Here is a 22616-nt window from a genome sequence, read left to right on the forward strand (position 1 = left end):
TTCACGCCTCCTGTTGTTTTTGTTCGATTTGTTGTAGGCCTCGCGCCCGGTATGGCCTCTTATGAACCTTCCCATGGATCACGAGATGTGCTGCTACACCTGCGACAAGTCCCCAAAATGCGCCGCCGACGCCAAGCAAGGTCACATTCGCGGCTGTTGCTAAAAAGGTAATCAATGCGGTCTCACGTCCCTTTGGCTCCGTTAAAGCGTTGGCGAGACTGCCGCCAATGGTGCCAAGCAAGGCCAAGCCCGCTAACGTGGCGATGAAGGTCGCGGGGAGCACTAAAAACAGCGCAGCCAACGTCACGCCGAATATGCCGACCACCGTGTAGAAAATGCCGCAGGCAATGCCTGCGATATAACGCTTTGAAGCCTCCTCGTGCGCGTCCTTTCCTGTGCAAATCGCTGCTGTAATGGCTGCCACATTAAAGGCATGCGAGCCAAATGGCGCTGTAAGAAGCGAGCCCAAACCCGTTACGGTCAAAATCGGATTCGCGCTCGTCTTGAACCCGTCATTCCGCAGCACGAGCATTCCAGGCATGTATTGTCCCGTCAAGGTAATCATAAACAGCGGCAGGGCAACGCCCAATAGAGCATTTACCGAAAATTCCGGAGCGACAAATACCGGTGAGGCAATGGCCAATTGGATATTGCCGAAGTCCGCTTTTCCCGTAAGGATCAAATAAAGAAGTCCGATGACTAAAATACCCACAATGGCGTAACGGGAAGTAAACCGCCTTAACACGATATAAGCGACAAACAGCACAACGACAAGCAACGGGTCCGCTTTCGCTCCTCCAAAGGCTGAAATGCCAAACTGTAGTAAAATACCTGCCAGCAGCCCGGAAGCGATGCCAGGTGGAATAAGCTGGACGAACCGTTCAAACATGCCCGTTAATCCTAGAACAATAAATCCTGCCGCAGAGATCATATAAGCGCCGATAGCTTCCGGGTAAGGGGTTACGGCTAAAGCCGATACGAGAAAAGCCACGCCTGGCGTCGACCAAGCTGTAATAATCGGTTCCCGGTAGCGATAGTTTAGCCATATCCCGGTTACACCCACGCCGATGGAGATCGACCAGATCCATGAAGCGGTCATTTCTGGGCTTAAGCCCGCGACTTTTGCCGCCTGAAACACGAGAATAAAGGTTCCCCCGTAGTTCACAATGACAGATATGAAAGCGGCTATAGTCGGTGATATCCAATCACGGCCGCGCAGCGAAGGTGATGTTGGGTTCATATTCGTTCTCCTGCCTTCCTACTAATCGTCCTGATGAGTTCTACCAGCTCCAGAGCTGCTCCATATTAGTCAAAGGAGATTTCCCGTACGCGCTTGATTTCCGGTATCGCGAATAAGGACTCGATCACATCCTTGGATGCTTTTTTATCGATTTTTAGTATCATGACCGCCGAACCGCCCACCTCGTTTCGCCCCACTTGCATCGTGGCGATATTAACGCCGCTCTCCCCGAGCAATGTTCCAACACGTCCTATGATGCCCGGCTTATCCTGCTGTGAAATCAACAAAACATGACCTTCAGGTGAAATTTCAACCGGGTAGGGACCAATTCGAACAATACGTCCCCCTACGCCGGGTAGAGCTGCCCCTGTTACCCATCTCTCCTCGATGGTTGTCTTTAAACGAATCGTAATCTCGTCGGGCGCGCTCTGGGCTAACAAGGATTTTCGGACCATCAGGTGAACGTCACGAATCTTCGCCAGGTGAATGGCATTGACGACATTGACCTGTTCCGGACCAAGATGGTGAGAAAGTATCCCCTTGAGCACATAAGGGATGAGTGGCGATGTGTCCAGATCCGCAAGCTCGCCTGCGCACTCCACCGTGACTTCACGTATCGCGCCATCGGTCATCTGGGCAAGCGACCTCCCCAGTTGCTCGCACAAGGTAAAGTAGGGCTGTAATTGGTTCAGCAGGTCAGATGGAACGGTTGGCATATTGACGGCATTTTTAAACGGTTCATGTCGCAGGATATGGATGACTTGTCCGGAAACATCGAGGGCTACATTCTCTTGAGCTTCCAAGGTGGACGCGCCGAGGTGCGGGGTAACAATCATCTTCGGATGCCTTAAGAACGGGTGATCCGGCGCCGGAGGCTCATGTTCGAATACATCGAAAGCCGCGCCTGCCACGATCCCTTCGTCGAGCGCCTCCACAAGAGACGCCTCGTCAATAATTCCCCCGCGAGCGCAGTTGATGATTCGCATTCCTCGCTTCATGACATCGAATTGCGGCTTCGCAATCATATGATGGGTTTCCTTCGTTAGCGGCGTATGAACCGTCATAAAATCAGCAGTCCGTATGATTTCATCTACGGCCGCCAGCTTGATCCCCAGTTTGCCCGCCCTTTCTTCCGATAAAAAGGGGTCGTATCCGATAACGGTCATCCCAAACGCTGCTGCGCGTTTGGCCACTTCGATCCCGATACGGCCAAGTCCGAGCACACCGAGTATTTTGTTACGCAATTCAACGCCAAGGAATGATTTGCGGTCCCACAGCCCGGCAACGGTTTTGGCATAAGCTTGCGGAATATGCCGTGCCAGTGCCAGCATCATCGCAAAAGTATGCTCGCACGTCGTGACCGTATTGCCGCCCGGTGCGTTGACCACGATAATGCCCCGGCTCGTTGCGGCATCCAGATCAATGTTGTCCACGCCGACTCCTGCCCGGCCGACGACTTTCAACTGAACCCCGGCCTCCATAATACGCCGTGTGACTTTCGTTTGAGAACGAACGAGCAGCGCATCATAGGAACTTATGATAGCAATGAGCTCCTCTTCGCTCAGCCCCGTTATTTGGGCGACCTCCACATCTTCAGCGCGCATCAGTTGCTGCAATCCATAATCGCTTATCGGATCTGATACCAGAACTTTAAACATGGCCCCTCCTCCTTCTCTATGTATAGGCTGTGCGAAAAGTTGAATAACGTGGTCAAAATCCCGCCTATGACACGGTTTTTCCTGGCTTGAACATTTTTTCTTCCTCAACCGGATTTTCTTTCGCCGTGATATGGGTTGGATCTATTCGATACACCTGAACCGGGCCGCCGAATACGGCTGATCGGTATTTCTCTACATGCTGCTGAGGTAAAGGCCGATTATAGTACCCGGGAACATACTTATAGATCATTTCTTGCAGCATGTGTGTTGCTTCATCCAGATCGATGACAGGCTGTGCCTTGCCAAAAATGATTACACTCATATAAGCGGTGTCCGTCTTAGCTGGCACCGGATCGGTAATCGTCCCATATTCCTCACAAACGGTAAAACAAACCTCCGGATTCACATCCATAATCTGATTGCGTCTCCCGCCCGCAGCTCCATGGAAATAAAGCTTCCCCTTTGTCCAAACAAAATTGAGCGGAACCACATACGGCAGATGTCCGTCGACCATGCCAAGATGTCCAATTCGGGCTTGCCGAAGGAATGCCTCAATTTTGCTCTCGTCCAACACTTCTCTTATCTTGTAACGTACCCCATCCATTTTTCTCACTCCTCTAGTATTGAGTTAGTATTAGGTTAGTTTATCAGCCATTGGAGTGAAACTAAACGTCCATAATCATAGAGTATGAGCAATCCATAATAGATGAGGCTTCAAACTAAAAAACGCAACCTCTGCAGGTTGCGTCGGCTTGCAGACGCCGCTCCGAGATGGAGCTTTGTCTACTGGCTTAAGTTAGCTGAACGGATTCGGTTTTGAAGTGTGCCTAGAAATAGAATCGATGATGACATCCCATTGGGGCTCATAATCAGTAAAATGGCCGGGTTAGTAAAAGTGTCTGAACTTTTATACTTTGGGAGCTTCCATACCCATAGCGGCCCATTCCTCTTTGGCAGGACCATAAACGCCAGGTATTGTTATGCTGGCTTGTCGCATCAAGACTGTCATTTGGCCGCGATGGTGAATCTCATGATTCAGAAAAGAGCTTAAAGTAAACCCGTTTTTCCAAGGCTCTCCGTACAGGTCAACTTCCTGGAGCAAGGTCTCATCCGTCCATTGGGTGCGAATCGCCTCCAGCATGGACTGAACCGCGGTCCGGTAGGTTGAGGCAATTTCGGCGGCCGATGCCGGCGGCTCGGAATGTTCATAAGGCGCATCGAATTTTAGCCCCGTGCGGTGAAGCATCTCCGGAACCGTGGTCACGATATGCCAAGCCAACCTTCCGAGGGTCCGGTACCCGGGCAGGACTTCCTGGTTCAGGGATGCATCGGTCAAGAGATCCAGGAGCTTCTGGGTGCCCTCTGCCTCGTAAGAATACTCTTTAATAAAACTTTGCAACGATGTGTACACCATAATAGCCTCCTTATGACATTTATCAAGCTGGGCATCTGCCCTGCAACTTTACTATGCACCATGACCACTGACAACGTATTGTCAGCGATTAAAACGTATTTTTAAAATCATGTATACAATTCTACAATCCGCCGGGCTTGTCCACTAATTTCCTCAGCAAGGGACCTCGGCTCCAGCACTTGCACATGAGGCCCATAACTAAGGATCATCCCGTTAAGATAAGCATCTGCCGGATGTTCCGACCTTACGAGCAGCGATCCGTCCTCCTCCACCTTCACCTGCTCCGAGCCAAAGTACTCTTCCACCCGGACCCTGACTCTCGGATGAAAGCGGAGCACCATCGTGATATAGGACTGGGCTTCTCTCTGCCCCCATCTGGCATCCAGATCTTCGAGACGCTCCGGTCGGCGGGGAAACACTTCCATATCCATCCGGAGCTGACGGATGCGGGACAGCTTGAACGTCCGGCAAGCTTGTCTAAGCCTGCAATACGCGTACAGGTACCAAGCGCTTCCTTTCCAGGCAAGCCCAATCGGCTCCACGGCCCTCACCCTGGTATCCCCTTCGAAACTGTCATAGGTAAGCCAAACGACGTTCCGCTTTTTGGCGGCCAGTCGAAGCTCTGCCAGCTTTTCCTTGAACTCTTCCACCCTCGTCATCCAAGGATTCACGCCGATAATCAGCTGCTCCCCCTCTTCTTCTATCCGGTTCTGCTCGCTTTTGGCAATCAGCGCGGTGATCTTGGTCAGTAGATCGTCCATTTGCTGATCCTGCAAGGTTGACTGCATTCCTTTCAGGGCCGTCACCATAGACGAGAGATCATCGCAGGTGACGATCTGTCTTTCTATGCGGAATTGATCCATAATTTCAAATCCGCCATCTACCCCGGCAAACGAAGCAATAGGTACTCCGGCGGCATTAATCGCTTCAATATCCCTGTAAATCGTGCGCAGCGACACCTCAAAGCGGTCAGCCATTTCCTGCGCGCCGACCCTCTTACGGCTGAGCAGTAGCATGGTGATACCCAGCAATCGTTGGAGCTTCAATGACGTAGACCTCCCGCAATAAGCCTTTAACAGAATTTTACCAAACTATTCCTGTCCCATAAAGCTTCTTTCGTTCATAAAACCGTGCACGTGCACAGCACATAAAAACCTCGAACCCTGACCACATCCCTACATCAATCGAGCCCTAAAAAACGATCGATATCCGCCAACAGATTCGAGGTATTTGGCTTTTGCTTCACGGCTTCTGCCGCAAGCCTCGGCATCGGGCGCGATGCTATAACTTTGTCGGAGCCGCCAAGCTCGGACAAACGGCCGAAATATTCCTGTTTACCTGATTTCCGGTACAGCGCTTCGTTCAAGGAGAATGCCGCTGTCTGATGTACAGGCGAGTCAGGATCCAGTCGCCACATGGCGTAGCGAATGGCGGCTTGCTCCTGCTCACCGGCGTATTGTACCGCCATACGCTGCAGCTCGTCCATCGCTTCGCCGGTGCTGATTCGTCCCAAGCGAGTCTTTACCTGCAGAAGCTGCACAAGAAGCTTGACCTGCAACCCCCGCCGTTTTAGCCGAATGGCGAGCTTCAAAGACTCTTCAGCAACCTCCGCCGCGCTATCTAAAAGATGGAGCCGCTCCCGTAAGAGGCTCATGAAATAGAGCGCCTCACATTCGAAGAAAGGGATACGAAGCTGCTTGGCTAACCGAGCCGAACGTTCGATCCATCGGCCGGCTTCCTCATACCGATGCTGCTCCATAAGATTGGAGCCTTCGATGCCGAGTACGACGACGGCAATATGCCAATCCTGAATGCGAACCGCTTCTTCAAGGCAGAAGGCGATGCATGATTCCGCTTGCTGGCTGGAGCCGAGCAAATGATAATATTTCCCTAACATGCCCACCCCCATCGCGAAGCCCATTCGCGCCCCGATCGACTTGCTGATCTCCAGCTTCTCGACGATGCGGTCGTAGGCGAGCTCCATATCGTCCGTCTCGAAATAGACCAAAGCCAGTCCGCCCATTGCATCCCCGACGAAAAGCGCATCCCGAATTTGCGTAGCGAGTCCGATTTGTCTATGGAACCAATAGATCGCTTGGTCGTACTCGCATTGATCGTAATGAAGGAAGCCGATCATGCCAAGGAACCGTACATCGTCCTGCGTCTGATTTCCGGTACGGGACAATTCCATTCGATCTAGGAAGTATCGAAACGATTTGTCGTAGCTTGCCATAAAGTAATGCAACACACCTAGCGTTCCGTATGCGAAGCTCAGCCCGTCGTGATCCTCCGTCAGCTTGAAGTGGTAGGACGCCCGTTCCAGATGGAAACTGGCTTCCTCGAATTTACCCAGCAGACGCAAGCAATTGCCAAGTGCGACGTCGCAATAAGACCGCTCATTTATCGTAACCAAGTATCCGTATCGTTCAAGCCATTTCTTGTAAGTGTCTTCCGCTTCGTTCCAATCTCCTGTCACGATCAAAGCGTCGCCGAGTTTCATCAGAACGGGCAGCATCTGCTCGGGAGGCAGCAGGCCGGAGAGCTTCCGGTAATAATTGATTCTCGTCTCATTGGCATAGATCTTCTCCGCCGCCGCGGCTGCCGTTTCATAGTAGGCAATGGCCTCCCGTTCCATCCCCGCAAGCTCGTAGTGAAAAGCGATCTCTCCGGCAACTGCTTCGATCTGCACGCGATAATAGTCGAGCAAGCCTTCCGCGATTTGCCGGTGACACCTGCGTCTCCTGCTCTCATTGACCATATTGTAAGCGGTTTCTTTTATGATGTCATGAGTGAACCCGTAATTACAGCCCCCGGCCTCCTGTAAAATCTTCAATTGCACCAGCCGCTCCGTGAGCGCAAGAATCAGTTCCTCTTCGACGCCCGTTATGATCGCCAATAGCGCTGTGGAGACAGGCCTTCCGACAGCGGCGATAATCGATACAAGCTGGCGGTTGACCGAAGACAGCCTGTTCAGCCGGTTTTCAATAACGGTTTTCGCCACTTTCGACAGACGGAATTCGCCGCCGTTCCCGCTCGCTTGCCATTCCCGCAGCGTTTCCACAATAAACAGCGGATTGCCGCCGGTTTCCACGTATAAATCCGAGGAATGGCGGTCCGTCAGCGCATCGCCGACCGTCACGGCCGCCAAGCGCGCCGTTTCGTCCCGGCTAAGCTGAGCCAGTTCGATTTCGATCAGCTTCCGCTCGGACCGAAGCTCACCCAGAACATGCGCGACGGCTTCGCCTGCATCTTCGTCTGTTCGCATCGTCGCCACCAAGAGCAGTCTGACTTTGGAGCCGCTGCGAATCAGGTAAGAAAGAAGCTGAAGCGTCTCTTCATCGCTCCACTGGATATCGTCAAGGAGAAGCATCAGCGGCTCACTGGCCAGCAGCATTCGTTCGATCGCTTCGTACCATTGGTTCAACTGCCATTTCTCTTGAATCGGAGACGGCTTCGGCAGATCCGGGTATCGCTCCAGCAATTCGGGAAGAAGACGCGCAAGTTCGGACAGCCAAACCGAACCAAGCCCCGGGAGCGGAAGGCTCCGGAGCCAGTTCGTTACCGGCGTATAGGATAGCGATCTGACCGACGGATAACAGCCGGCTAGAGCGGTTTGAATCCCCATGCCTTCCATATAGGCCTTAAACTCCAGGGCCAAACGGGTCTTTCCTATTCCTGCCTCCCCTTTCAATAGAAAAAGAACGTTTCCGCCGGCCGAGATTTGCTTCCAGGCGCTCAACAAGCTTTCCCATTCGCCGATTCTGCCGATCAGCGGGGCTTTGCTTTGCATGTCCGTGGAATTCCGGCTCCCGGTTTTCGTCAGTCTTTCATACAGATGCAGCGTCTCCTCCGAAGGGCCGATCCCGAGTTCGGCTTGCATCATACCGTGCAGCTTCCAGTAAGTTTGCACGACGCCGGCCATGTCTCTATTCAAGGCATGAAGCCGCATCACCGTGCGGTACGTTTCCTCCCTGAGAAGATCCTGAACAAGGAGCTTCTGTGCAAAAAACAAAGCTGCTGCATATTCACGCTGACGTTCCAATATGGAAACAAGCTTGTTCAGCGCGTTCAGGTACAGTTGTACCAGCTCATCCCGCTTTACTGCGAGCCACTCATCACTGAACCCGGAAAGCAGCTCTCCTCTGTACAGCCCTTCCGCTCTGCGCAGCTCGTGAACCGTTGTTCCTTGCGCGGCCTGTTCGAATTCATGCACATCCGAATAGAAGGGCAGTTCGCGATTCAGGCTTATGGATGCGTGTGTAATCTTCAGATAGCGGTCGATTCTCGGAACGGATTGCCGAAGATCGTGGAGCAGCTTCCGCAAATTGGACAATGCTTGCTTCTCGGTGGAATCGGGCCAGAAATGAAATGCGACCTGCCTTCTGCTGGGAGGCGCGTCAAAAGCGAGAATCAAATAGGCCAGCAGCAGCGCGGCCCTTTTCCCGGGTATTTCCGATTGTTCTTCGCCGTCGAGGGTAATTTTCAAACTGCCTAATAACTGAAATCTGCAGCTTGACAACCGGCTCCCCTCCATTCTTCCATCGAATCATTGTCCATTGTATTCTCTTATTTATGCGGAAATTCCTTTCGATTCGATAAGCCGGATAAAAAAAAGATCCTTTGACGGGGTTCAGTCAAGGATCTGGCGAAGTCTTCTATTTCCGAACCTCCAGCATGCGGACGATAGAGGATGCGGCTTCAGCGCGAGTGGACATCGCTTGCGGCGCAAATTTGCCGTCCCGAAATTCACCGGCGTTGAGGATGCCGGTCTCCTCGGCTTTGAAAACGGCGGGCTTCGCCCACTTCGGAATGTCCGCGTCATCAGCAAAACCGGTCTGCCGCTCTTGGTCCATGGAGAAACCGGAGGCGCGAATGACCATCGAGATCATTTCCGCATGGGTAATATTCGCATCAGGCCGGAACGTACCGTCCTCATATCCGTGAATGATGCCGAGCGCCACCGCCTGCCGCACCGCCTTCTCGGCCCAGGTCCCGATTGTGTCCTTATCTTTGAAGCCAAGCGGCGCTCCTTCATCCCCTGGGGGCAGCCCTCTGACGATCATGCTGGCGAATTCGGCTCGAGTAACGTTCCCGTCGGGCCGAAATGTACCGTCCGAATAACCGAAAACGATGCCGAGCGCCACCGCTTTGGCGATTTCCGAGCCCAGCCTATGCCCCGCAATGTCCGTCAGATTCGCCGCATCCGGTTGCGGAGAAGGCGGGCCGTTTGCCGGAGCGGGAGGAGGGTTTGCCGGGGCTGGGGGATTATCGCCCGTCGCGGCGGATACGGTCACGATGCCTATTTTGTAGTACCCTCCATCCTCTGACGTTGCGGTAACCGTAGCTTTGCCTGGCCCCATTCCCGTTACTTTACCTGTAGCGTCCACTTTGGCTATGCGTTCGTCACTGCTCGACCATATGATATCTCGATAAGTAGCATGGGCTGGCGCAACGGTCGCCTGCAGCGTCTCGCTTTGCCCAGCGACCAAATGGAGTGTGGTCCTATTCAAGCTTACTCCGTTGACGTGCACGATACCGACGGCATATAACTTGCTGTCGCCAGATCCCATATATACCGTTCCGTCAGAGCCGACCGCCGATGCGGCGATGATTTGGCCATTGGTTTTGAACTCCCATTTCTTCGTTCCATCCGCTTTAATCGCATAGAGCTTCATATCGGCCGAACCGATATAGACGGTGCCGTCTGCGCCAACCGCAGGTGTAGTTATCATAATGCCATCTGTATCGAATTTCCATTTCTTTGTTCCGTCGGGCTTGATTGCATACATGCCTGAGCCGCCCGAGCCGACATAGATGGTGCCATCTACACCAATCGCTGGCGATGCATAAAGATTACCTCCATAAAGCTCATCATCCAATGGATACTCCCATTTGACCTTCCCATCCGACTTGATCGCATACAGTCTCTTTGCACCGGAAGCGATGTAGACGGTACCATCTGTCCCGATCGCCGGTGAGGATTTCACTTCATCGATTGTAGTCAATTCCCATTTCTTCGTTCCATTCGGGTTGATCGCATAGAGCTTCTTATCGCGGGAACCGACATAGATGGTGCCGTTAGAATCAATGGCGGGTTTGCCGCTCATCCCCCCTCCTGTTTTGAACTCCCATCTTTTCATACCGTCCGGCATGAGCGCATAAAGCTTCCCATCCTCACATTCCACATAGACGGTACCGTCTGCGCCAATAGCCGGCGTTGAGTATATGCCGCCCCCTGCTTCGAACGCCCATTTCCGCTTTCCGTCAGGAGTAATTGCATATAGATGGACGCCCGAGCCGACATACACAGTGCCGTCCGCGCCAATTGCCGGCGAGGAGTACACGGCAGTTTTCGTTGCGAACTCCCATTTCTTCGTTCCCTTTTTATCGACTGCATAAAGCTTCCCATCCACCGATCCAACGTAAACAGTGCCGTCGGCACCGATTGCCGGCGAAGACGAGTTGATCGCTCCCCCTGCTTCAAACACCCATCGTTCCACGCCGTTTGAACTCGGCAAAGTCAGGTTTAGGATAAGGTCCGGGTTGACTTCTGTCTTTACATCCGGATTTAACTTAAAATCAAGTGCCTTAGCGGAGTGAGGCGGAGTGAAACAAGCCAGCAGCAGGGCAATTGAGAAAACAGCGCAAAGCGATTTTTTAACAAGCATAGAGAGCTCCTTTCTTGTTCATGCGCCACATACCGTTTCACTGGTTTTTCAGCAAGATCAAGCGGTTCGCGAACCGCCTTCCTAAGTGATTTTAAAACAGCAAGCGCTTCAAAAGCGCTTCCCCGCCCCCTACCCGTTTTTAAAACTTTTTTAAAACGTTTTTGAAACGCTTTTGAAGCGTTTATCTTGCTACGCTTTTACTTGTTGAGCTCGATCATTAACGAATGGAGGAAAATGATTCATGAAGAAGACACATGTTATTCTGCTGCTTTTCATCACCGCCATGCTTTCTCTAGCTACCGGAGCGTTAGCAGCCAGCAATCTTACCGAGATCAAAGCCTATCTCAATTCAGAGATCAAATTTCGTCTGGATGGCAAGCCTTGGCGCCCTGTCGGCGACAACGGCGAGGAAGTGCTTCCGATCACGTACAACGGAACGACTTATTTGCCGCTTCGGGTAGTTGCCAATGCCTTTGACATTCCGATCGCATGGGAAAGCTCCACGCAAACCGTCAGCATGCGCGAGAGCAGCAACCTCACGTTGTATTCCAAAGAAGTGAAAGTGGATAACTGGAGCGAGAAGTTTTACGATATCGCTGACAAAAAACAGCTTGTTTTCGGAAATCGCCAGTATGACGGGGCTTACGCCTTTACGGCGGAAAACGTAGGGTTGGGCTGGTATGAGGGATCGCCTTACTTAAAATTCAACTTTGGAAAACCATACAATACGTTACATCTGACCCTGTACTCTCCCTCGTCGATGAAGGTCAGGGTGATGAACGGCAGCAATCAGCAATTGACGGAGGAGATCAGTCTCGAGGCCGATCGGGTTACGGAGCTGGATGTAGACCTGCAAGGCAGCCCCTATGCCTTAGTATCGGCTTATGATGCCGCTGTACAAGCCGAAAAGCCGCTACTCTATATCTTGAAGGATAGCTATGTTACGACGGCGGCCATTCCGGTCTCTCTCAAGTAAATCGGGTGTGTTTCAGCCAAAAAAAGAAATGAATAGACAAAAAAGCCATTTCCGTAGAAGTGGCTTTTCTTCATGTTATGGAATATCGAACCTTGCCATAGGCTCTATGTTCAAACCGCGAACCCTAGATGCGGTTATTGAACTTTTATTACACCTATGTTATATTTCACATATGAAATATTTGATATAAGGAGTCCCTCCATGCAAACCTTATCGAATGTCGAATTCATGCTCCTGCAAATCATCGCGGAATATCATCAAGCTTCCGGGTACGATGTTAAGAAGGTAGTCGATCAGCGAGGCTATAGAGAATGGACGAATATCGGGACCACTTCGATCTATGCAGGACTGAAAAAACTTAGCGATAAAGAATGGATCGCATCCTTGGAACCTGATGAGAAGTCCGGCAAGGGACCGACGCCGACACGATTCGCCCTCACTGAAGCTGGTATGCTTAAGCTGCGAAATGAAATTATTGACAGTCTGTCGTCTGCCCGGGAACGTGACCACCGCTTCGATCTCGGTTTGGCCGCTTTGCCCTTTATCGGGAAAGAAGAAGCCATCCTTGCTTTACAGAATCGGCTGGATTTCCTCGGACAAGCCTCGATAAAGATAAGACAAAAGTACGAATCACAAGGCGGCATTAGCTTACCGTTGAACGTAAGGGCGCTGTTCCTGCATCCGATAAGCTTAATTGAGAGCGAGCAAGCTTTCATTGACAGTCTGATTCATGAATTGTTGGAGGGGACAGGTGAATATGGTCAACATCATTGAAGATTTCATTCCTTACCAAGGCGAACATTGCGAAACGACCGCCATCGGCAACTTGCTGCAATATGCGGGAGTCCGCTTGTCTGAATCGATGTTATTCGGACTCGGGCAAGGGCTTGGATTCATATATTGGGATTCGAAGGGAATGGACTTTCCGTTCATCGGAGGAAGGGTAAAGCCCGATGAATTGACCGCTAACCTCGCCGACCGACTCGGCTTGACCGTCAACCTTCAAGAGACCTCGTCCGTCAATAAAGCGTGGCAGAACGTACGGAGTTGCATTGAACGCGGAATTCCGGTTGGACTAAAATTAGATTCCTATTACTTAGATTATTTTAATAACAAAGTGCACTTTGCCGGTCACTATGCGGTACTTTACGGTATAGATGACGAATACGCCTACATGGCGGACACTAGTCAACAGGGCGGGCTGGCGAAGACGAGTTTGACAGGCTTGGCCGCGGCCAGAAACGCAAAGGGACCCATGAGTTCCCGGAATCGTTCCTTTACACTCGAGCCAATCGATGGCTTGCCTCCGCTCGCTCCCGCAATACGCGAATCCTTGACCAAGAATGCGCATGACTACTTGAACCCGCCTATTCGCAATATTGGCAATAAAGGCATTGTTAAAATGAGTGCTGAAATCTTGAAGTGGCCTTCACGCAGCAGCAATTTCGAACATGATTTAGGTCTGACCGCATTGCTGATGGAGCGGGCGGGAACCGGCGGTGCTTTGTTTCGGAATCTGTACAGGGATTTTCTGAGAGAATGCGCGGAGCGGCTGGACGACCCCAGAATCGAACAAGCCCACCATTTGTTTACGGAAATCGCTCCACTGTGGAGTAGTGTCTCTGCTTTGATCGATCATGCAGGAAGAACAAGCGATCACCAAGATCTCGTGCAAGCGTCCAAACTTTTGCTCGAGATTGCGGATAAAGAACGCGCAGCCATGGAGTTATTGTTGTAGAACCCTTACCGTAATGATGACGATCCAGCATTACTCTCGAATCCATGCGAGCCGCCCAATTTGATTGCACTCTTCCGCGAACCAAATCTCACCGCTCGCACTAAGAGCAATACCATGAGGTTCTGCATGCGGGGTTGGAATTTCGTACTCGACTATTTCCCCTCGCGTCGAAATATGACCGATTCGATTAGCTCCCCATTCCGTAAACCACAGATCATCATGTAAGCCGCTGACAATAGCATGCGGCCGGGCGTTCGGAGTGGGGATAAGAAATTCGCGAACCTCTCCTGAGACCGTGATACGCCCAATCTTATTCCCTTGGATTTGAACAAACCACAAAGCTCCATCGGGTCCGCTAGTCATGCCTACGGGCCCGGAATTAAGGGTTGGAATAAGATATTCCTGTATCTCACCCGCTAAAGTGATTCTTCCGATGGCATTTTTTTGATTAAGTGTAAACCATAATGCATCGTCCGGACCCTGGGTTATATATGAGGGGAATGACTTCGGGTCAGCTAGCTCGAACTCCGTAACTTCCCCCGTTTGGCTAAGCCTTCCAATCTTTCCGCAGCCTATCTGAGTAAACCATATGGCACCGTCCGCCCCCTCTGTAATACCAAAGGGAGAAGCGTTCTCTGTCGGAAGCTCGTATTCTATGAAGCGGCCGTCCATCGACATTCTTCCGATTTTATTAGCCTGATATTCGGTAAACCATATGTCGCCCGCCTGATTCTTTATTATTGACATCGCGCCTGCGTTCGGAGTGGGGATGGAGAAGGATACAATCTCGCCATTTTCGTCAATACGCCCGATTCGGTTACCTTTTTGCTCCGTAAACCACATCTCTCCGTCTTTCCCCGCTGTTATTCCGTAAGGGCCGGATGCAGCCTCAAGTATCGAATACTCTCTCATACGAACTCTCATGTCATGCTCCTCTCCCATTCCCTCATCATTTTAGAATTAGGACTTATCATTAGACATCTTCGCCTGTAGCATTTTCTATTTCTTTGATTTGCCGAATTCCTTGCATAATCTGCCCTCTGTCGCATTCTCTCAAAGTATAGAGAACTGGCGCTGAAGGAATATCGAATTTCAGATGAGAGTGAGGAATTTCAGTCAATAGGTTCCCGACCATATGACCATCTGTGCGACGGACGACGTTCCAGAATATTCTGGACCTGTTAGTCTCGGAGCCCCATTTTTCAAGCGAGTTTCGAAAGAGCAAGCATTGACCTATGATGAAGTCATTTTCCTCCACAGGCTCCATAGCAACGAACCCAACCTCCTTTAAACGCTCAAATAATGGAGGCATCAACCTATCCAAATACATCCCGTAAGCCGCATCCTCAATTTCGCGAAAAGCGTTTGTTAGCTCCTCGTACATTGATTCATATAAGGAATGCCAGATGGAATCGATATACCGGTTGCCTTCATTGCCGATCTCTTCGATCGACATGGTATAACGGAATTGGGGTAATTGTTGAGTAGTACGGTCAAGGAAGCAGCAACGAAGAAAGATATAGCATTCATGACGTTTCACAGCAGACAGGAGTACAAAAATCAGATTTATACAAGTGCTGCAAAACTGTGTATATTCAGACGATACCGTTGCTCTAAAGCAATCGATAAAAAGGTTAGACCCGCATAATTCGGAAGAAGTTTCAAAACTTGCAGACCAAGTTTTCACCTATTTGAACAAGATCATCCGCTCCCAGATGCGAGCAATGAGTCACCTCTATCAGTTAGTGGAATTTTTATCATCACCTGCCTAATTATCAGAAATGCTGTTAGTGTAATGATCAGTTCTGAGCATTCTTTTTTGCCTACTTACTCAAGGGAATTTTTTTAATAATAAAGTCTTAGTTTGTAATCCATTGGTTTTAAATTTAAAGTACAAATAATAATCGCCTGTTCTATAACCAACAAGGTATTCGGAAGGTCCGATATCGCTCATCTCATCCGCATCAGGATGACCAAGCTTATCTTTTATTTCTTTTGGAGAGAGCGACAACGGTAATTCAGTTTCAATCGAAAGTACGGAATTATCATGTATGAAAAATTTTGTGGCTGAGTACTTTAAATATTCCGTATGTTCTTTTCCGATTTCGTCGGGCTCTCCTAAATTTTTAATGACATCCTCTTTGGACATACCTAATGGTATATCTATCCCATTTATTTTTCCTTGGGTTGCTATTGAAATGAAATCGTCTGAGATGACCGGTTTTAACTTGCCCTCCTTAAGAGGTAATTCATTATTGGAGTAATTTATTATATCCATTCCCCCCGGGATTTTCGTTTCCTCCCCATTAAGGACTAGCTTTACTGGATAAAGATAGGCTTTGATCCTATCTGCAGCGTATACACTTGAAGCACTAGCCAAAGTTATTCCAGCGACAAGTCCGAGGGTAAACATTCTTTTTTTCATGATTGGGCCGTCCTCCTTAGGGATGTAAATATTGGTATTACCATCCATTTATTTGATTTAGGTACATATTCAACGACTATCTGTTTGTTTTTGTTGCAAAGAATAATCTAGGGCTATCGTTTGGAGCCCTGGGTTCATCCCCCGAGCTCCCGTGCCATCGGTGTGGTTTCCCCGCCCCTTAACCATCGCGGCAAAAATCGGAGCAAACAGTCGCAACTCCTTATTCGGACAAGGTTTCTGACTTAATAAGTCGCTCCTGCCTTCTTTCTCCGGCACTTAAATGAGAACGTTAAAGCTTGACAGGACAATCATTGAGCTCTATGTTTAATAATATACTTAATTAAGGGGGTTATTAATTGATTGCAAAAGACTCACTCAGCCTCGTCTTCGCTGCGCTCGCCGATCCGACACGCCGGAACATCTTGACCAGGCTGTCGCAGAGTCCCGCGACGGTCGGGGAGATTGCGGAGCCCTTCGAGATAAGCGCACCTGCAGTCTCCCAGCACCTCAAAGTACTGGAGCGAGCGGGGCTAATCGACCGCACTACGAACGCGCAATGGCGCACCCTGACGATGCGTACCGAACCGCTCGATGAGGCAGCCGCTTGGGTCGAGAAGCACCGCCGCGAGTGGAACCAGCGCTTGGATGCTCTGGAAGAACACCTCAAAACCATGACCAACAGGGAGGAATAATAAACATGTCTACATCTATACCGGAGTTCACCATCACCCGTACCCTGAATGCCCGGCGCGAGCTTGTGTGGCAAGCCTGGACCGAGGCAAAGCAGCTCGCAGCCTGGTTACCTTCGACACCCTTGGAGTCCATCTCCTTCGATGTCCGCGAAGGTGGAGACTATCACTACACTATGGTCAACAACAAGACAGGCGAAGAGTATCCCACGGGAGGTGTCTTTCTCGAGGTCAAACCGTTCGAGCGGCTCGTCTTCACTTGGGGTCACCCCAATGATCCCAACTCCCCTGTCGTGACCCTAACTCTCACCGAACAGGGAAACCACACGGAGATGACCTTCCATCTGCGCGGAGTAGCCGGTCACCCTGGCGACCGGTTCTTCTATGACGGCTGGTCCAGCACGCTCGATACTTTGGCGACGCACTTGCTTGACCAGAAGCAGTAGACCGAGAGCAAAACAGAGCAGATGCCTTCATGGTTCCTCTCCTCAGACGGCGTTCAATAGAGATTACCGGTCTTTCGTACGCTTAATCGATAGGTGCAAAAGGAAGTGGGATGTCCGATTCTTAATTGAATGGCTGATATCAAAAAACGATATTGACAGTATAATCCTCCTGGTGATATATTGTGTATATACATTATACACAGTTAGGAGTGAATGGTACGATATGCTGGCATTAGAGATAAAAAACTTGAATAAAAAATATGAACATTTTCATTTAAAGGACGTATCGTTTCAACTGGAAAAAGGTTATATTATGGGATTCATCGGAGCTAACGGCGCAGGAAAAACAACTACCATAAAGTCGATTTTGAATTTGATTCGTATGGATAGCGGCGAGATCCGTATTTTGGGTAAGAGCATGGCCGAACACGAGGTCGAATTGAAACAAGAAATGGGCTCTGCATTTGGAGACATCAATTTTTATACGCGCAGTAAAATTAAAACGTTAACGAATGTGATCAAAACGTTCTATCGGAATTGGGATGATGAAACCTATAGGAAGTATCTTAAAAAATTCAACTTGATTGAAGACAAAAAAATAGCCGAATTATCAGCTGGAATGAAAGTAAAATACAGCCTTGCCCTTGCTTTGTCACACGGCGCGAAGCTTCTGATCCTAGATGAACCAACAAGCGGACTTGATCCGGTTGCTCGAGACAATCTGCTGGATATATTCCGGGAACTAGTGAAAGACGGCGAAATCAGCATTCTGTTCTCAACTCATATCACGTCGGACTTGGAAAAGTGTGCAGATTATATTACCTATATCCATAACGGACAAATAGTCAATAGTGCTGAGAAAGAAGATTTTATCGATACGTATCGCTTGTTGAATGGAAAAAAAGAGCAATTGGCTCTGATTAAAGACCGGTTAGTTTCCTACAAAACCAATTCCTTCGGCTTTACAGGCTTGATTCGTACGCAAGACTTTGATCTGTCTTTAGGTATTAAATCCGAAGTGCCTAATCTTGAAGAGATTATGATCTACTTCTCGAAGAAGGAGGATATGTATGCATAATTTATTGATGAAAGAAATAAGGTTAGGCGTAAGTCCGTTCTTTTATGTATTGCCCTTTTTAACAGGTGCCTTGATGTTAATTCCGGGATGGCTATATTTCATTGTCATCCTATACTTTTGTTTTATTACGATACCGAATATGTTCGCAGGATATAAAAGTCAGAACGATTTAATGTTTACAAGCATGCTGCCTGTAACGAAAAAAGACATGGTTAAAGCAAAAGTATCCTTTATTGTAATTCTGGAGTTATTGCATATTGTGGTTGCCGTTATATATGGCATGATTAGTGTTCGCTTGTATCCGGATCTGACCTACTATTTCTTTGAACCAACCTTAGGTTTTTGGGGACTATGTTTCGTCATGCTGGCGATCTTCAATATCATCTTTATATCGATGTATTACAAGACGGCGTATAAATACGGCGCAGCCGCGATTGCATCTATTACAGCAGCTATCCTTTTTGCTGGGGGCGCGGAATGGCTTGGCATACAGAGCTCGTTCGTATTCGATCTATTCAAGGGGACGGGCACTGAAAATTCGGCCATTCAACTATCCCTCTTGCTCATAGGAATTGTTATATTTGCAACATTTACGATTATCGCTTATCATATTGCCAACACACGGTTTGAGAAAGTGGAAATATAATGAACATTGCGATTTCAAACACATCCGAGAAGCCCATCTATCAGCAGCTTTTTGAACAAATCAGCGCTCAAATTCTCAAGGGAGAGCTAGAGAGCGGGTATTGTTTACCGCCCATACGACAAGCTGCCACGGAGCTTCGGGTCAGTGTAATTACCGTAAAAAAAGCTTGGGAAGAGCTCGAACGATGTGATTTGATTTATACCATTACCGGCAAAGGATGTTTTGTTGCCGAACTTTCATCCGATGAAATGCTTCAAAAACGCAATGAAATGATCCTAAGGCAGATGGTTATTGATACTTCCTATTACAAATCCTTTGGCCTCACGTTAGAAGAAGTTTTTGAGCTTTTAAAGGAAGTTTATTGACACGGTGTGGTTATGAACCACTTCTCGCGCGGACGAACCCCGGTGTTCGTCCCCTGTGCTATCCACAACAAAATTATTAATGGAACGATTGATTCGACCTCGTTCTACCTCACGCAATCGGCAGATCGTTCTGCACCACCAGCAAGCTAATAGCTAAATCCAGCGCGCCTGCCGATTCCTCCATGTTCGTAGAAATCCGCCTCTTAATTACTGTATAAACTCATGTTCGTAAATTGCATGAATCCTTTCCAATACGTTTCGTGCCTGATCTGTAAATTTCAATGCTGCAACCCGGCCTTTAAGCAAAAACACGCCGGTCTCATTACGGTGTTTCCCGAAAGCACCTTCATACAGCATGTTGCACCGTGAGTTGGCGGAGAGAAAAACAGCTTCATCACGGGAGTAAGCCAGATGGGCAGGCCGGATTTCTTCCCTTTTTTAAGCGTATTGTTGCCGCCCGGGTCAACACTGCGAACTTTGATATCTTCCTTGGCAAGTTGCGGCCCGATCTCTTGAGTCCACAGCGATAACGCTAACTTTGAGCTAGCGTAAGGTCCAAACAGCCTGCGGAAAGTTTTGGGGCGTTCCAGAATTTCAATATCCAATTCTTTCGTAATTTTTATCGCTGCCGACGAGGTGTTGATCACCGTTTTTAAGCCGCTATTTTTGATGAGTTCCTTTACTTCCATCAATACAATATACGGAACGACCGTCATTAGCTCATAATGCTGTTCGCGTCCTTGATTCGAATACTTCAGTTCGGGAAAAGATCCGCCCGCGTTGTTAAACAAGATATCGATCCGCCGCTCGTTGCTTTTGATTTCTTGTAGAGTTCGTGACTGTTTTCACATAAAATAAGTACAAAAGACCGATAAAGACATGCTTTTATACGATTAATCACACAAATGAGATGGGTCCAACCATAAAATATGCGATTTTGTACGATTATTCATTCAAAATCAATTGCTACCGCCAAAAACCCATAACTTTGTACGATTTTTCATTCAAAATCACACTGAGGTTCAAAATGCTTGGCATCGCTGGAGTAAATCCGAAGCCTGATCCCACTTGCTGTCGAAGCCCTGCCCATGAAGAGGTGGTTCAGTCGCCATACTCCTCTGCTTCGCTCCGTTCGTCTGTGCGGACGAACCCCTAACCATCATCGCTGCCAGTGGTGAGCACTCCCGCGGATGGCCCATTACACCACCCTAATTGAATGTCTGTGTGAGAGGTTTTTGCCATGATGACTCTGCAAAAAAGTATTCGGGAAAGGCACTAACCATCTTCCCCCTCGTGAGCTCGCGCGTCTAACGAAAGAAACGCCACCACGATATGTGCAATATGGGGTGACGTTTCTTTTGTTGTCCGTTCCGAATTGAGCTCGGACCGTGATGCTGCTATCCCTTTAACTTCAAAATCCGAACAAAACGCTTCAATCCGTTTAGTATCAGATAGCTAGTAGATGTCTGGTGTAACTTCGGTCGGAATGAATGGAATCAAGTTAACTTGGAGAATGGTTGATCTCTATCAGTTCCACAATCTTTGTCGCGATATGCTTGCAAAACTCGCTGTCATGCTCCACAAAAAGGATGGTCGGAGAATGCTCCAGCAGCAGTTCTTCAATTTGCATCCGGGAAATAACGTCGACAAAATTCAGCGGTTCGTCCCAAACATGTAAATGAACCTGCTCGCAGAGGCTTTTCGCGATCAGCACCTTCTTCTTCTGACCGCCGCTGAAAGAAGCGATGTCCTTTTCGAATTGCAAACGCGAAAAATCCAATTTCCTCAATATCGATTTGAACAAGCTTTCATCAATTCCGCTGTTTCTGGCGAATTCCGATAAGTTGCCCCGCAAGTGTGAAGTGTCCTGTGAAACATACGATATCTTCAACTGGCTCCCTCTTCGAAACGTGCCGGAATAAGGAATCTCCTCGCCGTAAATCAATTTGAGCAAGCTGGATTTGCCTGAGCCGTTCGGACCGGAGAGCGCAATGCGGTCCCCTCGCTCCACCGTAAAGCTGACGTCGCGGCAAACCTTCTTCTCGCCATAATGAATCGAAACGCGATCAAGCTCGACTAATTGCTGCTTGTGATACGCCATCTGAGAAATTTTCAGGCTTTCCGAGCTTTCAACGTTGGTAAGCAGCAGGGATCTTTCCTCGATCGCGGATTGTTGTCTTTGCTCGATCGATTTGGACCTCTTCATCATTTTGGCAGCCTTGTGACCGATGTACCCTTTATCAACCTTGGAGCCGGAGTTGCGGGTGCCGTTTTTTGTTTTTTCCACTTCATGCGACCAGCTGCTCGTACGCTTGGCCGCTTCGGACAGCCGCTTGATGTCCTTCCTCAGTTTTTCGTTCTCAGCCATTTCAAAGTTGTCCTGACGTTGTTTGTTCTCCCACCAGTCGGAAAAATTTCCTTTCTGGATTTCAATATTGGTTTTGTTGATCGAAAGAACGTGATCCACACAGTTGTCCAAAAACGCCCGGTCGTGCGACACCAAAATAAATCCGTTCTTGCCGCTCAAATATTCACTGACCAGCTTCCGAGCATGTATGTCCAGATGGTTGGTCGGCTCGTCAATGAGCAAAAAACGATTTTCCTTCAAAAACAGGGCCGCCAGCAGCACCTTCGTTTGTTCTCCATTGGACAACGATTCGAACGGTCGGTATAATACGTCCTCCGACACATTCAGCAGCGAAAGCTCGCGAAGAAGCCGCCAGTGCTCAAAGTCCGGATAGATGCCGGCGACGACGTCAATGGTATTGTTTTCTTTATGTTCAACGTGGAATGGGAAGTACTCGAAGCTGACGTTGGCCGAAATCGTACCGCTGTATTCGTACTTTCCCAGCAGCAGATTGAGAAACGTGGTCTTGCCACGGCCGTTTCTCCCCGTAAAGCCCAATTTCCAGTCGGTATCAATTTGAAAGCTAACATTCTCAAAGATGTTGTCATAACTGCCGTCATAAGCAAACGTCAGATTCGTTACCTTGATCAATGACATGCGCCCGTAACCTCCTTTGACAAAATAAAAAGAGCTACAAGAAAGTTACCTTTCTTGTAGCTCAAAAAATACGGCACATCCAAACCCGTGCAGGGAATGAAAAGGATATATTTTCTGAGTGAAAAGAATAAGGTAACTCTCTTGCCAAATAAAGAACAAAACAAATTTTGCTTTATTCTTTAAAAAATGGCAAGAAATATTACATTATCCTCTTCACTCCAATCGTTAAGTGTGTCATACGATTTTAGCATACCCGCTTCTACATTGCA

General features: G+C 49.0%; 19 protein-coding genes and 1 pseudogene. 8 read left to right on the top strand and 12 right to left on the bottom strand.

Annotated elements, in window-relative coordinates; all coding sequences use genetic code 11:
• Nucleotide 1: 1 nt before the first annotated feature.
• The 7 genes from GSF01_RS03025 to GSF01_RS03055 form a co-directional block, all read right to left on the bottom strand.
• Entirely contained in the window at nucleotides 2-1240 is a 1239-nt protein-coding gene (locus tag GSF01_RS03025) for a benzoate/H(+) symporter BenE family transporter (protein ID WP_159881539.1), read from the bottom strand.
• Between the two features lie 65 nt (nucleotides 1241-1305).
• The gene (gene serA, locus GSF01_RS03030) at nucleotides 1306-2898 is read right to left on the bottom strand and encodes a phosphoglycerate dehydrogenase (RefSeq protein WP_159881540.1); all 1593 of its coding nucleotides are present in this window, start codon (nucleotides 2896-2898) and stop codon (nucleotides 1306-1308) included.
• A gap of 64 nt (nucleotides 2899-2962) precedes the next feature.
• Nucleotides 2963-3502 (bottom strand): pyridoxamine 5'-phosphate oxidase family protein, encoded by a 540-nt coding sequence (locus GSF01_RS03035; RefSeq protein ID WP_159881541.1) that lies wholly within the window; start codon nucleotides 3500-3502, stop codon nucleotides 2963-2965.
• Nucleotides 3503-3805: 303 nt separating this feature from the next.
• Complete coding sequence (locus GSF01_RS03040; RefSeq protein WP_159881632.1) at nucleotides 3806-4309, bottom strand: DinB family protein; 504 nt, start codon at nucleotides 4307-4309, stop codon at nucleotides 3806-3808.
• 110 nt (nucleotides 4310-4419) lie between these two features.
• A complete protein-coding gene (locus GSF01_RS03045) occupies nucleotides 4420-5358 on the bottom strand; it encodes a helix-turn-helix transcriptional regulator (protein WP_159881542.1) in 939 nt (312 codons plus the stop codon).
• Nucleotides 5359-5492: 134 nt separating this feature from the next.
• Nucleotides 5493-8831, bottom strand: coding sequence for an AAA family ATPase (locus tag GSF01_RS03050; RefSeq protein ID WP_159881543.1), 3339 nt, complete (start codon nucleotides 8829-8831; stop codon nucleotides 5493-5495).
• Nucleotides 8832-8967: 136 nt separating this feature from the next.
• On the bottom strand, nucleotides 8968-10812 hold the full coding sequence (locus GSF01_RS03055; RefSeq protein ID WP_159881544.1) for an outer membrane protein assembly factor BamB family protein: 1845 nt from the start codon (nucleotides 10810-10812) through the stop codon (nucleotides 8968-8970).
• Nucleotides 10813-11221: 409 nt separating this feature from the next.
• Here GSF01_RS03055 and GSF01_RS03060 point away from each other — a divergent pair, with 409 nt between their 5' ends.
• The 3 genes from GSF01_RS03060 to GSF01_RS03070 all read left to right on the top strand — a co-directional run bounded on the left by GSF01_RS03060 (nucleotide 11222) and on the right by GSF01_RS03070 (nucleotide 13694).
• The gene (locus tag GSF01_RS03060) at nucleotides 11222-11956 is read left to right on the top strand and encodes a stalk domain-containing protein (RefSeq protein ID WP_159881545.1); all 735 of its coding nucleotides are present in this window, start codon (nucleotides 11222-11224) and stop codon (nucleotides 11954-11956) included.
• Nucleotides 11957-12157: 201 nt separating this feature from the next.
• On the top strand, nucleotides 12158-12730 hold the full coding sequence (locus tag GSF01_RS03065; RefSeq protein WP_159881546.1) for a PadR family transcriptional regulator: 573 nt from the start codon (nucleotides 12158-12160) through the stop codon (nucleotides 12728-12730).
• Nucleotides 12714-13694 carry a BtrH N-terminal domain-containing protein gene (locus GSF01_RS03070; protein WP_159881547.1) on the top strand — a complete coding sequence of 327 codons (981 nt, stop codon included), beginning with the start codon at nucleotides 12714-12716 and terminating at the stop codon, nucleotides 13692-13694. The genes GSF01_RS03065 and GSF01_RS03070 overlap by 17 nt, the downstream gene beginning before the upstream one ends.
• A gap of 30 nt (nucleotides 13695-13724) precedes the next feature.
• Here the strand turns inward: GSF01_RS03070 and GSF01_RS03075 are convergent, their stop codons facing one another.
• From GSF01_RS03075 to GSF01_RS03085, 3 genes are all read right to left on the bottom strand, one after another.
• Nucleotides 13725-14618, bottom strand: coding sequence for a Vgb family protein (locus tag GSF01_RS03075; protein WP_159881548.1), 894 nt, complete (start codon nucleotides 14616-14618; stop codon nucleotides 13725-13727).
• A gap of 49 nt (nucleotides 14619-14667) precedes the next feature.
• Entirely contained in the window at nucleotides 14668-15381 is a 714-nt protein-coding gene (locus GSF01_RS03080) for a DUF6022 family protein (protein ID WP_235941239.1), read from the bottom strand.
• A gap of 144 nt (nucleotides 15382-15525) precedes the next feature.
• A complete protein-coding gene (locus GSF01_RS03085; protein ID WP_159881549.1) occupies nucleotides 15526-16119 on the bottom strand; it encodes a DUF4309 domain-containing protein in 594 nt (197 codons plus the stop codon).
• Between the two features lie 356 nt (nucleotides 16120-16475).
• On the opposite strand from GSF01_RS03085, the gene GSF01_RS03090 reads away from it, so the two are divergent.
• The 5 genes from GSF01_RS03090 (at nucleotide 16476) to GSF01_RS03110 (ending at nucleotide 19343) form a co-directional block, all read left to right on the top strand.
• A complete protein-coding gene (locus GSF01_RS03090) occupies nucleotides 16476-16811 on the top strand; it encodes an ArsR/SmtB family transcription factor (protein WP_159881550.1) in 336 nt (111 codons plus the stop codon).
• A gap of 5 nt (nucleotides 16812-16816) precedes the next feature.
• Nucleotides 16817-17254: an SRPBCC family protein gene (locus tag GSF01_RS03095; protein ID WP_159881551.1), complete on the top strand. Its 438-nt coding sequence runs from the start codon at nucleotides 16817-16819 to the stop codon at nucleotides 17252-17254.
• Between the two features lie 223 nt (nucleotides 17255-17477).
• Nucleotides 17478-18332 (top strand): ABC transporter ATP-binding protein, encoded by an 855-nt coding sequence (locus tag GSF01_RS03100; RefSeq protein ID WP_159881552.1) that lies wholly within the window; start codon nucleotides 17478-17480, stop codon nucleotides 18330-18332.
• Entirely contained in the window at nucleotides 18325-18978 is a 654-nt protein-coding gene (locus GSF01_RS03105) for an ABC-2 transporter permease (protein ID WP_159881553.1), read from the top strand. The genes GSF01_RS03100 and GSF01_RS03105 overlap by 8 nt, the downstream gene beginning before the upstream one ends.
• On the top strand, nucleotides 18978-19343 hold the full coding sequence (locus GSF01_RS03110; protein ID WP_159881554.1) for a GntR family transcriptional regulator: 366 nt from the start codon (nucleotides 18978-18980) through the stop codon (nucleotides 19341-19343). Before GSF01_RS03105 ends, GSF01_RS03110 begins: the two co-directional genes overlap by 1 nt.
• A 207-nt stretch (nucleotides 19344-19550) precedes the next feature.
• Here GSF01_RS03110 and GSF01_RS03115 read toward each other — a convergent pair.
• Nucleotides 19551-20176, bottom strand: a pseudogene (locus GSF01_RS03115) (SDR family NAD(P)-dependent oxidoreductase); the annotation flags it as partial.
• A gap of 668 nt (nucleotides 20177-20844) precedes the next feature.
• On the bottom strand, nucleotides 20845-22347 hold the full coding sequence (locus tag GSF01_RS03120) for an Lsa family ABC-F type ribosomal protection protein (protein WP_159881555.1): 1503 nt from the start codon (nucleotides 22345-22347) through the stop codon (nucleotides 20845-20847).
• Nucleotides 22348-22616 lie beyond the last annotated feature (269 nt).

The sequence above is a fragment of the Paenibacillus puerhi genome, assembly GCF_009846885.1.
In the GTDB taxonomy this organism is placed as follows: domain Bacteria; phylum Bacillota; class Bacilli; order Paenibacillales; family NBRC-103111; genus Paenibacillus_G; species Paenibacillus_G puerhi.